Below are 13,321 nucleotides of genomic sequence, written 5' to 3' on the forward strand. Positions count from 1 at the left end.
TTTTGCTTTTACCATATATGTTTTTAATAATATTAAGTCTTATTGCTAATATATATCTCTTAAAATTAATTCTATAAATTTACTCTTTTTATTTCTAAAATAAAATATAACTGGTACTAGTGATATTATTCCACCTATTGTTCCACAAATAATGTCTAGCATAGTATCTATTAAGCTTGCATTTTGGGAATTAAATCCAAATGACTGATCAGTAGTAAATTCCCATATTTCCCATACACCAGCTAATGCAATTGAAAAACTCATTACAAACATTAAAAGAAAAACTTTATTAATATTCTTCATGTTCTCTTTATTAAAGTTCATAAATATAATGAATCCAATAAAACCTATTAATATTCCTGATATAAAATGCAAAACTTTATCATAAAATGGTATAACTCTATATATATTTAATATATTCCCAACATACATTGAGCAAAAAACAAATGTAAGTATACAATAATAAGTAAATTTTGATTTTTTAATAAAAGTCTTACTAAAAAGAAACCAAATGATTAACACAGTACTTATTGTTAAAATTATTCTATATGTTTTTTCTCTACTATATAGTAAATAGTCACAGCCTAAAGTTACTATTAAAATTAATAAGAATGCACCTGTTATTAAATCAGATTTCTTACTTATAATATTCTTTTGCATTATTTTCTTCCTTTCTTACTTCTTAGCCTCATTGCATAAAAAATATATCCAACTATTAGCCCCCCTAAAAGTCCTCCAATATGCCCATAATTATCTATATTCCTAATACTCATTCCTATAATTAAATTTAAAACAAGTACCTGTAGCAAACCAGACATAAACCTCTTATCTATTCGCTTTCTTTCTATAAATGCAAAAGCAATTAATGCTCCCATAAGTCCAAAAATAGCTCCTGATGCACCTACTGATATTGTATTTGGTGCGCATATAAGACTCATAAGACTAGATGTAAAGCAGCATATAATATACAAAGATATATATTTATATGTTCCATACACTGCATTTATTTGTGGTCCTAAAATATATAGTGAATACATATTGCATAATAAATGAATTAATCCTCCATGTAAAAATGCACAAGTAAATAACCTATAATATTCTCCCTCTGATATAAATGGTCCAAATTTTGCACCAAATACTAATAAAACATATGTATTTATATCTACAATACTTCTAGAAAAAAATGCTGTTATTAAAAATATCACAGTATTAATTAAAATCAAAATAATGGTTGGTAATTGCTCTTTTAATACAAATCTATCTTCTTTCTTATTTTTAACAATACTATTAAATATATTCTGAAGTGACAAGCATGATTCATCACAAAATATAACTTTATTATCATTTCTATTTATAATAAGTTTATTAAAATGATACAAACTATTAGATATATAATTTTCTGTTGATAATATCAAAACATTCAGAGAGAATTTTTTTCCTATAGTATTAAGAAACTCAATTGCCTCGCTGACATCAATATTTTCATCTACATCATCTGTTATTAATACACAGTATGTTCCACCTTCCACTTCTTTCATTGCTACAAATTTATCTACATTATGAAAATTACTTTTATATTGTTTCATATAAAATCCATGCTTATCTATCAATGTTCTAAAAAACATATCATTAAAACTAATGCTTTTCATCTTTTCCTCCATATAAGTTTAAGAATAAAAAATCGCCAAGGCGACTATGATGTCACTCTCTATAAAATTAAAATCCAATAGAATAAAATAACCTTAATTAAATTAATCATTTAACCGTTGATTTTTTCAGCGCATTCTGGTTTTTCTGATCTTGCCGAATAAAAGGCCAGACGCATACAATTTATTTTTTAGTTATTCCCATACTTCTATAAAAATTATACCATCAAGTGGTACATCGTCCACATATGGCACAGAAATATAATTTCATAAAGAATAAAAAATACAATATACAATGTGTAAGTACTTATTGTATATTGTATCATTTATATTATGAACATAGTGTTAATATTTCACTTCTCACCAGACTTCATGTATTGTTGTAATATCAAAGATCTAATTTACTATTTTACTTTCTCTATCATATCTAATAGTTCATTAAATCTCTTTATTGTTGCTTCTAAGGGTTCCTTTGTTGTCATATCTACCCCAGCCTTCTTTAAAATTTCTATTGGATAGTCACTGCCTCCTGATTTTAAGAATCCTTTATACTTTTCAACTGCATTTACTTTTCCTTCTAAGATAGCATTTGCAAATGCAGATGCAGCGGCATATCCTGTTGCATATTGATAAACATAGAAATCTGAATAGAAATGAGGTATTCTTGCCCATTCTATATCTATATTCTCATCAACAATCATTTCTGGTCCAAAATATTTAACATTTAATTCATGCCATGCTTTACTATAATCTTCACTTGTTAGTGGAATTCCTTTTTCTAAGCTTTCATGTGTATAAAGTTCAAATTCTGCAAACATTAATTGCCTAAATACAGTTGTTCTTATTTGTTCTAATTCAGTATTAATTAATGAAAGTTTTTTCTTTTCATCATTTTCTTTTTCTATTAAATGATGAATAAGCAGTTTTTCATTAGTAGTTGAAGCAACTTCTGCACAGAATAGTGTATATCCTGCATAATGATATGGCTGTTCTTTTCTTGAATAATATGAATGAATTGAATGCCCCATTTCATGTGCCAAAGTAGATACATCTTCTAATTCATTATTGTAATTTAATAATACATATGGCATAGTATCATATCCACCCCATGAATATGCTCCGCCTCTTTTTCCTTTATTTTCATATATATCTATCCAGCCATCATTGATACCGCCTTTAAATATATCTAAATATTCTTCTCCTAATGGCTTTAATGCTTCAAGTACAATTTTTACTCCATCATTAAATTCAACTTTTTCTTTTTGAGTTTCTATTATTGGTACATATAAATCATACATATGAATTTCATCTAAATTCAATAATTCTTTTTTTATTTTTACATATCTATGAAGTGAAGATACATTATCATTCATTACTTTCACAGCATTTTTATATACATCTAATGGTATATTATTAGGCTGTAATGATGCTTCTAATGCGCTTTCATATTTTCTAACTTTACTATTAAAATTAAAGGTTTTTATTGAAGCTGTTAAAGATGTAGCCAATGTATTTTTAAATTTTTCATATTCACTAAACAGCTTTTCAAATGCAGCTTTTCTTACATTTCTATCTTTGCTTCTTATAAATGAAGAATAGTTTCCTTCTGTAAGTTCTACTTCATTTCCTTCTTCATCTTTTATCTTTCCAAAAGTCATATCTGCATTTGTAAGCATATTATGAATTGCTGAAGGAGCATCCAAGCAGTCTGAAGCTGAAGCTAAAAGTTCCTCCATTTCTTTTGATAATATATGTGGCTTTTCCTTTAATATATCTTCAAACAAGAATTTATATTGATGCATCTCTTCAATTCTATCTATTTCATCCATAATAAACTTATCATCTAAAGCTAAAATTTCTGGAACGAAAAATGCAGTATAGCTTGAGAATTCTGCCATATATATGTCTATCTTACTCATTAAAGCTTGATATGTTGCATTAGATGTATCCTCATCACTTTTTAAATGGGCATATATAAATAAATTTTCAACTTTTCTTGATACTTTTTCATTTAACTTTAAGTATTCTAGTATGGTTTCACCATTAGTTAATTTTCCTGAATAGTCTTGAAGCTTTACAGCTTCTTTTTTTACTTCTTCAAAATCTTTTTCAAAATCCTCTATGCTCTTATATACTTTATCAATTTTCCATTTATATTTATCATCAATTTCTTCTCTTTTTTTTAATTCACTCATAATTAAACCCCTTTCTTCAATTCACAATTTAATTAACAATCCCAAGTTTACAATTCACAATTTAATTGACAATTAAAAATTAGCGGTAAATTTTACTTTAGTAAAATCCATGCAATATAAAATATAGAAATCCAGTAGGGATTTCATCCTTAATTGTGAATTGTACATTGCTATAAGTATTCTTCTTCTTTACCTTTTATAGATTCAAATACATTATTCATTTCACTTTCTATTAACGAAACACATTCCTGTATTTTTTCTTTGATTAAAGAATAATCATCTACATATTTAAATTTTATTATATATGTTGGATTATATTCATCTAAATCTTCCTCTATTTCATATCCTTTTTCTTCAAATATATCATCATTAAATAAATCATATATTGCAGAGTATTCCCATTCTTCAACATCCTTATTAGTATCAAAATACATATATACAATATCATCTAGCATATATAATTTTTTAACATATATAGCTCCTTCGCTTACTTCAAAGCTTCCTAATTCTTTTTTTATAAAACCTGTTTCATTATCCTTTTCCATTAAAACTAAACTAGAAAAATCCATACTTACACCATCCTATTATTTTATTGTATATACCTTTACTTATTCTTAAACAAATATATTAGTAATATACCTTTATATATAAACAAATAAATCAAAATTTTATTAATTTAATGAGATTTGTTAATAAAAATTATATCAAAAAACATACAATTCAACAATTAACATTTCCAAGGTTACGTAATATGTCTTATTTTTAGCAATAATAATATATAAAGTCACTCGATTCTTTCCAAGATGCTATTTATTCAACTGTAATAATATGGTAATATTTTTCTGTGATTATTTTTATTGGAGGTGCACAAATGGTTACTAATTCAGTAAGAAAACTTGAAACTATTGAATCTGATGAGAATTATAAACAAAAATCATATAATAAAAGAAAACATGTATCAAAAAAATCATTGAATATGAAAAACAAATCCCGTCACAAAATATATATTATTTGTATTTTACTAACATCACTTTTAACGTCATATTACACCTATGTAAATATACATTGTAAGGATTTATCGTATTCTATTGAATATAATCTTACAAAAGGATTTCCTTCCAATAAAAGATTATTTAGAGTTAACTCTATTTCAGTAATTGAATCAAAAGGTTCTACTGAAATAGTTAAGGTTTCCGGACTATCTAAGAAAGCCCCACATAAAACCATATCTATTATAGCTAATTTTCAGAAAGAAAATGATATTTGGGTTTTAAAACACATATATTAGTTCCTTAAATAATCTTTTATTTATTGCAAATCATTTGCATATAAGTGTATAATATATTCATATGCTTAAGGAGTTGAAGAACTATTGATTAATATAAATAATTTATCATTTTCATATGTTAAAGGAAATGAATTGCTAAAATATATTAACTTAAATATCCCAAGTGGAGTATACCTATCTATTCTTGGTGAAAATGGAAGCTGTAAAAGTACATTAATAAAACTTATATTAAACTTATTAAAACCAGATTCCGGTAATATAGAAATCTCATCAAAAAGGATTTCGTATGTTCCTCAAAAATTGGATAATTTTAATTCTGAATTTCCATTAACAGTTAAGGAATTGTTAACTTCCCATAGTAGAGCTTTAGGAATAAAAGATCATAAAATAATTGATTCTGCATTAAATCAAGTTAATATGAATAAATTTAAAAATTCTCTTATTGGAAATCTATCAGGAGGTCAACAGCAAAGAGTCTTTATAGCAAGAGCTCTTATCGGTGATCCTGATTTAATAATATTAGATGAGCCTTCAACTGGAGTAGATGAAAAAAGTCAGAAGGAAATCTATCCATTATTAAAGCAACTAAATAACGATTTAGGTAAAACTATTATTTCAGTTGAACATAATACTAAAATAGCTATTAAGTATTCAACTCACATTCTTAAAATAGAGAATGGGAAAATGAATTTATATACTACAAATAATTTTATAAACCATTTAAAAGATGATGGTCCTTTATCTGGTATTGTTTAGAAAATAAGAAAGGTAAGATTTATGTTTGGATTAACTTTTATGCAAAATGCATTCATTGCAGGATTTATTGTTTCAATTTTATGTCCGTTCATCGGACTATTCATAGTACTAAGACGCTATTCAATGATAGGCGATACATTATCTCATTCTTCATTTGCTGGTGTTGCTATAGGATTAGTTATTGGAGTAAACCCTCTTTTAACAGCATTTCTATTTACAAGTATTTGTGCCATAATTATAGAATCTTTAAGAAATTATTATAAAAAATATGCTGAACTTGTCATGTCAATTGTCTTAACCTTGAGCTTGGGTATTGCAATTATACTAATCAGTAGTGGAAAAGCAGCTGCTAAAGTAGATTCCTTTTTGTTTGGAAGTATACTTACAGTAACTCGCTCTGATATTTTTCTAATTGGTATATGTGGATTGATTTGTTTAGGTCTTCTAATTATACTTTATAATAAATTAATTTATGTTACTTTTGATGAAAATGGTGCAAAAATAGCTGGAATAAATGTTAAGCTAGTAAATTATTTATTTACTTTAATTGTTGGTGCTACTATTTCTTTATCTATACGAATAATGGGAATCCTAGTTGTTTCATCAATAATAGTAGTTCCAGTAGCAACTGCTATGCAGCTAAAAAAAGGATTTAACAAAACTTTAATTTTATCTATATTATTTGGAATCATAGATGTAATGCTTGGACTTATACTATCTTATTATTTAAATAGTGCTCCAGGTGGAACAATTGCACTCACTTCAGTAATAATACTTATTTTTACATTAGTTTATAAAAGAATTTTTGCATATGAACAATAAAAAATAATTATCAATTTTCATTTATCAATGATCAATGAAGGAAGAAATTCTTACAGAATTTCTATAATATTTTTTCAGATTTTGCTTTGCAAAATCTTCCTTCATTGAAATTTGATAATTGTTAATTGATAATTATTTTTAGATTCCTGATGATCCGAATCCATTTTCCTTTCTTTCAGTATCATCAGATAATTCTTCTACTTCTGTTATCTCGACCTTCACTACTGGTTTAACTACCATCTGTGCTATTTTCATGCCTTCTTCAATCTTAAAAGTTTCACCACTATGGTTAATTAAAATAACTCCAATTTCGCCTCTATATCCTTCATCGATTGTTCCTGGAGAATTTAAAGTTGTTATTCCATGCTTTAATGCCAAACCACTTCTTGGCCTTATTTGAGCTTCTGTATTTTTAGGAAGTTCAATTTGTATTCCTGTATGTACTAATCCTCTTTCCCCCGGTTTTAAAATCAATTCTTTTACTGCATATAAATCTAATCCTGCATCTCCTTCATGAGCATAATTAGGTAATACTGCTTTATCTGAAATTCTTTTTATCTTTAATTTATATTGTTCCAAACTTCTTTCTCCTTTGCTTGAATAATAATGATAATATGATTATACATAACCATAAGTAATATTACCATATGTAAATAAGGTACGTAGAAAGTTTAGATTGGAATAACCGAAATAAAGCTCTTATGTGTGACTCGCTTGCTACAAAAATGACACCGCCAACATAAGAGCTTTATTTCTTTGATTCATCTAAATTCATAGTAGTGGTATTATTGTTGCTATACGTAAATACATTTTTAAATTAAAGAATAGTTGTTTATATATGTTAAAGATTTAAAAGGTTAATATTTTATCATTTTTAAAAAGATATAGATTTATAAATATCAGAATATATATTCTTATGAATTTGCTTATTCTATTCTGGTTAAGGTGATTTTTATAGGTAACTTAATAAGTTACCTCCATTGATTAGAAGATATACTTTAAGGCATATAATATAAAAAAACATTAATCATAATTAAAATAAAGTGGATATATATGATTTTAGAGAAAAACAAAGAAATTCAATATATGAATATACGTAGTATTGTATTGAAAATTTGAGTTATTAAATTCTTAGACAGAGGCTGTTCCAAAATTGTTTGTCAAATACTTGTTGTTGGAGCAAACATTTTTGGGCACAGCCTCTGTCTGTAGAATTTTTAACTCAAATTTTCCTACAATACGAGCATATCATATATTGAATTTCGGTTGTTATCCACTAAACCATGATTCTACGCGCCTTATTTATATTGTTTAGTTCTATTTTTTAATTTATTAACTACAACTACCTTTTGTTTAGAATTATTTTCATCTATTATTATTTCATTCCAATTAATATATTTAGGTTTTTCAAAAAATCTTTTATCTATTATTTCAATTACTCTATAACATCCCTTATCAATATTTGTAAAAACAACTTTTCCATCATTATCTGTAACTTTTGATTCAATTAAAACAGGTGATAGTCCATTGATTCTATATAAATTTATTTTTGTTCCTTGAAGCAATTCATGCTTTCCATAGTCTAATACTGATATAACTGCAATCTGCCCATTTAGGCTCTTATTATCTTCTGAAGTATTAAGTATTCTACTTTTATCTGAGTCAATTATATAATCAGCTTTATCCTCACCAGTATCTTCATTTACAATCTCAAAAATGCAATTATTTTCATTACATTCATAATATTTCACTTTATCATTTCCAGCAGATAAATTAACATTCATATTTCTATTTAATTTATTCTCACCCATAGTGGCTTCCTTTCCAAATTTTCTCTAATAATATAATATGAAAAGAAAACTTTTATGTGATTATGATTTTACAAAAATACAGGTATGCTCAATTGAGCTATGCTATTTAATAAAATACAATCATTATTATCAAATTCTTTATTATTAATGGAATCGTATAAATATAAGACTACTATAATTTTCCCATTACTTATTACAGGTGTTAAACAGACAGACTTCCATTCTGGTATACTATTCCCTTCATATTTTTTTCCGTTATTCCAGTCAATATTATATATACTCTTACCATCACCTATTACCTTATCCACAAAATTTAAATTAAAATTCTCCAAGTCAGATGAAAATTCACCATTTAATCTAGTAACAAAAGTACTATTTATTTTATAATCTTCTATTAAAAATACTCCAATAGTTTCACACTTTATAGTATTTATAATTTTAAGAGAAAATTGATGAATTCTTTCTTTTTTAGTTATGTTATATTTCATTAAATTAACTATATCACTTATTACAAGGTCTAAATTATGGCTTCTTAACATTTCGCTAATCATCCCACCATTAATATCCACATCTTCAATATTCTCGTCAAATTCTTTTCTCCAAAAAGTAACTTTGTTTTTCCCAGCATTTTTAGATTTATATAGTGCTCTATCAACTCTACTGATAATATCCCTACTACTTAGTACTTCATTTCCTCCAATAGCTGAACCTATGCTAACAGTAATTGGTCTTTTTTCACCTAAAATTTTAGCCTTCTCTATATTCTCTCTTATTGTCTCAGCTAAATTAATCATTTTTTCTTCATCTGCATTAGGAATTAATATTAAAAATTCCTCTCCACCATATCTACCAATTATATTATTTTTATATATGCTCTTCTTTACTTCTTTTACCACTTTAACAAGAACTTCATCACCAGTTTGATGTCCATATTTATCATTAACTCCTTTGAAATCATCTATGTCAAACATTATTATTCCAAAAATATTATTTGTTGCTTTTTCATTATCCAACAATCTAGTCAATGCTTGTTCAAAATATCTTCTATTATATGCTCCAGTTAACTTATCTAGTGTTGAACTTATTGTTAAATTATATTTTTCCAACATAAACTTTATGAATGGCACTAATTTCTCAACTAATATTTTTGAGGAGTCATTAATATTATTAATTGCATTATCCGATAACAAAATTAATTTTCCATTAATTTTATTACTTCCATTTAAATATGTTTCTTCATTCCTTATTCTTATATACATGCACCCTTTAATTTTCATAGATTCAATTTCTAGGTTATTGAAATATATATCATTTTCAGATAAAATTAAAACATTATCTTGAGATTCAATCTTATTATTAAAATATGATTTTACTGTATTAACATTATTTATCCTATAACTATATACAACCTCATTCTCTCCATTTTCATTTTCTATTAACAACAGAGCTTTATTTGAAAGAGTTATTTTAGAAATGTATTTTACTATACTTCCTAAATTTTTTATAATATCTTCGTTAAATGTGAAAAATAAATCATATGCATTATTTAAATTATTATAATATAGTCTTTCATATAATCCCTGTGTAAGATTATATATGGACTGATTGTTCAATAATCTAGTTATCTTAATTTCATTTAAAATATCATTTAATTCATTTTCATTATTTATGTTGTGAAAATCTTTAAAATTTATCCTTATTTTTAACTTATCATTGAGGCATTCAACTAATAATCTATATACATAAAAAAAATTACTCTTATTTATATAAATTAATTGTTCCTTTACAGGCAGTTCTTTCAATGTTTCTACATGTAAACTAATTGATTCATAGTAATAATAAAATGCTAATTGATAACACTCCATTTCACTGTATTTTTCACCTATAATTGCATACAAATCTCTTTTTATTTCTTTTTCAACGGACAAGCTGCATACTCTAAGCCCTTTGTTAATTAGATAATTATAATGTGAATTATTATCTTTAAAATATAATTCTAGATATATATAGTATGCTTCCATATTATAATTATTAGGATAATCCTTAATTTCATTAAATAGTTTATTTGCAAGAGTTCTATAGTCAAGTTTTAATATAAATCTTATGGCTTTTAATTTTATTTCAATTTGTTTATTTATATTATTTATATATTCTAATTTATTTTTTAAAATATTATATATATTTTTGACATCTAATTCATTCTCACATTTAAGCAGTAACATCTGATAATAGTTGCATACTATATATCTACTTTTATAATCATTTTTATTTGAAATTTTATTATATATTTTTCTAAGTATTTCATACGCTTCATCATAGTTATAAAATATTAAATTATAATAATATGATGAAATGCTATTATCGATCATGTTTTCTTCTGGATTTTTGGTATTATTTAAAAACATTTGATATAAAGTGTGGTATTTAACTGCCAGCCTAATATTTCCTAATTTTATTTGTAATAGACAAAAAGTACTATAGATAATATCACTATAAAATTCTACTGATTCATCTCTTTGTCTTTCTAATGTTTTTGTTATATATCTCTCCGCTTCAACATAATTATCTATATTTAAATAACATATTGCTATATTTATTAAACTGAATATCTCTCGCTTATAGAGTTTATTCCTATTACTTAATCTGCTTATTTCTATTAGATTGTCAATTATTTTTTCAATTGGTCTGCCTTCCTCTTTTAATAATTCTGTGTATATATTTTTAGAAAATATATATCCATTCATATTTTTATTATTTTCAAATAGTCTAGTAGAATTCAAAATTAGTTTTTTTGCTTGTTTATATATCCCAATCCTTCTATATTCTAATGCAATAGTATTTAAAATCCATCCATGAACATCATCTTTTATCCTAAATTCATCTAATATTCCTAAAACTTTTGAGCCATACTCCAATATCATTTCATATTCTTCTTCTATCCTTGCTTTAAGCATAAGGGCATAATAATAATACACTTCTCCTTTAGGATAATTTATTTCATCTAACTGTTTTCTAATATTTTGCAATAATAATATAATATCTTGATTGCATTCGTTAAAATTATTCATTTTTATTATTATTATCTCAATATTAGTATATATTTGCATATCCTTTTTACTTCTTTTAAAAGAATATTCATTAGCTAATTTAAAATACTTTAAACCATTTTCATGATCTGATATACATTCATATAATTTAGCAATATTTATTGCTATATTACACTTATTTTTATCATCAGAATATTTCAATGTTTTCTTATAATACTGTATTGATTTAGATGGATTTCCATATATCTTTTCAACTTGAGCACATCTAATTGTATAAAAATACAATTTATTAAACTCCTCTATTTTTTCTAAATTATATAAGAATTCTTCAACATATGAATCGTCATTATATATTTCTTCTTCTAAAAACTCAGTTGCATTTTTATGCATTACATATTTTGTTTTTTTATCTATTTTGGAATATAATATGTTTTTTAGTAGCTCATTGGTAAAACCAACTAATAGACCCTTATCACCTATTTTATCTGCTAAAAAGTTTTTTTCTTTAAGTTTATTATATGCTTCTATTCCTTCTTCCCCTGTTATTACATGCTTCAATATTATTCTTTCTGGCAATGGTGTTAGAAAGATTGATAGTTTTTTTAATATATGTATTTCACTTTCTCTTAGTGAAGCTATCATAAAATTCACCTTACTATCTATCTTTTCAGGTATAGCTATACTCTTGAATTCCTTATCTATTTTCCATACTCCAGACTTAAAATCAAAGCATATATAATTATTATTGTAAAGTTCTTCAATAAGGCTAATTATATATTGCGGATTACCCAATGTTTTGGCGAATATCTCCATAGATAATTTATCTATTTCTTTACTATAATTAAGAATATTTTTAATCATTTTAGTTGTATTATATTGGTTAAAGTAATTTATTGTATACTCTTCATATTTCTCTAATTTTTCAAGCTGCTTTAATAACAATGAAACTTCTTCATCACAATAACTATTATTAACTGTAAACACAACCATTATATTCTCTGTATTTCTATCTAGGAGCAATATATACTTTAAAAGCAGCTTAATAATTTCATGTTTTTCTTCTAAATTATCTATCAATATTACTATTGGATTTTTGGCTGAATATTCACTAATACATTTAACTATTCTATTAGCAATCTTTAATTTTTCATTATCATCAATTTCAGATTTATTTTTTATCAGAATCTCCATAAATCTTTTTATATAATATTCATATTTTTCTCGCGTGATTTTTTCTAAAATACCATCAAAGAAATTTATAAAACATGCTTCAAGCTCTTCAACAGATAGATTTATATCTTCTAGATTCTTTATATATAATATCTGTTTTAAATATTTATTGGATATTATATATTCTATTTCATTTAAAATTTTTGTTTTTCCTGTCCCATTTTCGCCCTTAAAGCATATTATATTATATTTATCTTTATTTTCTAAAATATTATTAAACTTTTTTTCTATTATATTCAATTCTTCTTCTCGTCCAATAATATCTAAATTAAATTTTGGTTTATTTATGCCACTCTCAATAAATACTGTATATTCCGCTTTCAATCTATTATTAACATATTTAATAAAATCAGTTATTGTACACATTTTATTTAATGTCTTTATATATCCAAAAATTTTTTTAATTTCTTTTATTTCAGTTAAATCAGAATTAAGATCTTCTTCAGAAAAATTTCATTAAATAAATTAATAATCTCATTCATATTATTTAATTCATTTGAAAATTCATCCCTATTATATAAACTAT

At 24.8% G+C, this 13,321-nt stretch carries 10 protein-coding genes; 3 read left to right on the plus strand and 7 right to left on the minus strand.

Annotation, left to right across the window (positions count from 1 at the left end; translation table 11 throughout):
* Nucleotides 1-45 precede the first annotated feature (45 nt).
* The 4 genes from CNEONATNEC86_RS17275 to CNEONATNEC86_RS17290 all read right to left on the minus strand — a co-directional run bounded on the left by CNEONATNEC86_RS17275 (nucleotide 46) and on the right by CNEONATNEC86_RS17290 (nucleotide 4,410).
* Nucleotides 46-660, minus strand: coding sequence for a DUF2238 domain-containing protein (locus tag CNEONATNEC86_RS17275; RefSeq protein WP_125147460.1), 615 nt, complete (start codon nucleotides 658-660; stop codon nucleotides 46-48).
* Entirely contained in the window at nucleotides 660-1,649 is a 990-nt protein-coding gene (locus CNEONATNEC86_RS17280) for a rhomboid family intramembrane serine protease (protein ID WP_159136474.1), read from the minus strand. Before CNEONATNEC86_RS17280 ends, CNEONATNEC86_RS17275 begins: the two co-directional genes overlap by 1 nt.
* A gap of 401 nt (nucleotides 1,650-2,050) precedes the next feature.
* Nucleotides 2,051-3,841, minus strand: coding sequence for an oligoendopeptidase F (gene pepF, locus CNEONATNEC86_RS17285; RefSeq protein ID WP_159136475.1), 1,791 nt, complete (start codon nucleotides 3,839-3,841; stop codon nucleotides 2,051-2,053).
* Between the two features lie 170 nt (nucleotides 3,842-4,011).
* Nucleotides 4,012-4,410 carry a DUF6762 family protein gene (locus CNEONATNEC86_RS17290; protein ID WP_058296405.1) on the minus strand — a complete coding sequence of 133 codons (399 nt, stop codon included), beginning with the start codon at nucleotides 4,408-4,410 and terminating at the stop codon, nucleotides 4,012-4,014.
* A 302-nt stretch (nucleotides 4,411-4,712) separates the two neighbouring features.
* Between CNEONATNEC86_RS17290 and CNEONATNEC86_RS17295 the strand changes: the two genes are divergently transcribed.
* The 3 genes from CNEONATNEC86_RS17295 (at nucleotide 4,713) to CNEONATNEC86_RS17305 (ending at nucleotide 6,707) form a co-directional block, all read left to right on the plus strand.
* Nucleotides 4,713-5,129, plus strand: a complete 417-nt coding sequence (locus CNEONATNEC86_RS17295; RefSeq protein ID WP_159136476.1) for a hypothetical protein — start codon at nucleotides 4,713-4,715, stop codon at nucleotides 5,127-5,129.
* An 84-nt stretch (nucleotides 5,130-5,213) separates the two neighbouring features.
* Nucleotides 5,214-5,885 (plus strand): metal ABC transporter ATP-binding protein, encoded by a 672-nt coding sequence (locus CNEONATNEC86_RS17300; RefSeq protein WP_159136477.1) that lies wholly within the window; start codon nucleotides 5,214-5,216, stop codon nucleotides 5,883-5,885.
* A 21-nt stretch (nucleotides 5,886-5,906) separates the two neighbouring features.
* On the plus strand, nucleotides 5,907-6,707 hold the full coding sequence (locus CNEONATNEC86_RS17305) for a metal ABC transporter permease (RefSeq protein WP_058296408.1): 801 nt from the start codon (nucleotides 5,907-5,909) through the stop codon (nucleotides 6,705-6,707).
* Nucleotides 6,708-6,845: 138 nt separating this feature from the next.
* Here CNEONATNEC86_RS17305 and dut read toward each other — a convergent pair whose 3' ends face one another.
* From dut to CNEONATNEC86_RS17320, 3 genes are all read right to left on the minus strand, one after another.
* Entirely contained in the window at nucleotides 6,846-7,286 is a 441-nt protein-coding gene (dut, locus tag CNEONATNEC86_RS17310; protein ID WP_159136478.1) for a dUTP diphosphatase, read from the minus strand.
* Between the two features lie 719 nt (nucleotides 7,287-8,005).
* Complete coding sequence (locus CNEONATNEC86_RS17315) at nucleotides 8,006-8,518, minus strand: prealbumin-like fold domain-containing protein (protein WP_200847577.1); 513 nt, start codon at nucleotides 8,516-8,518, stop codon at nucleotides 8,006-8,008.
* Nucleotides 8,519-8,586: 68 nt separating this feature from the next.
* Complete coding sequence (locus CNEONATNEC86_RS17320; RefSeq protein ID WP_159136479.1) at nucleotides 8,587-13,161, minus strand: GGDEF domain-containing protein; 4,575 nt, start codon at nucleotides 13,159-13,161, stop codon at nucleotides 8,587-8,589.
* Nucleotides 13,162-13,321: the final 160 nt, after the last annotated feature.

The organism is Clostridium neonatale, assembly GCF_900465025.1.
Taxonomy (GTDB): Bacteria; Bacillota; Clostridia; order Clostridiales; family Clostridiaceae; genus Clostridium; species Clostridium neonatale.

Coding starts and splice junctions, on each gene's coding strand:
- CNEONATNEC86_RS17305 (WP_058296408.1), top strand. CDS start 5,907: ATGTTTGGATTAACTTTTATGCAAAATGCATTCATTGCAGGATTTATT.
- pepF (WP_159136475.1), bottom strand. CDS start 3,841: ATGAGTGAATTAAAAAAAAGAGAAGAAATTGATGATAAATATAAATGG.
- CNEONATNEC86_RS17290 (WP_058296405.1), bottom strand. CDS start 4,410: ATGGATTTTTCTAGTTTAGTTTTAATGGAAAAGGATAATGAAACAGGT.
- CNEONATNEC86_RS17275 (WP_125147460.1), bottom strand. CDS start 660: ATGCAAAAGAATATTATAAGTAAGAAATCTGATTTAATAACAGGTGCA.
- CNEONATNEC86_RS17320 (WP_159136479.1), bottom strand. CDS start 13,161: ATGTGTACAATAACTGATTTTATTAAATATGTTAATAATAGATTGAAA.
- CNEONATNEC86_RS17315 (WP_200847577.1), bottom strand. CDS start 8,518: ATGGGTGAGAATAAATTAAATAGAAATATGAATGTTAATTTATCTGCT.
- CNEONATNEC86_RS17295 (WP_159136476.1), top strand. CDS start 4,713: ATGGTTACTAATTCAGTAAGAAAACTTGAAACTATTGAATCTGATGAG.
- CNEONATNEC86_RS17280 (WP_159136474.1), bottom strand. CDS start 1,649: ATGAAAAGCATTAGTTTTAATGATATGTTTTTTAGAACATTGATAGAT.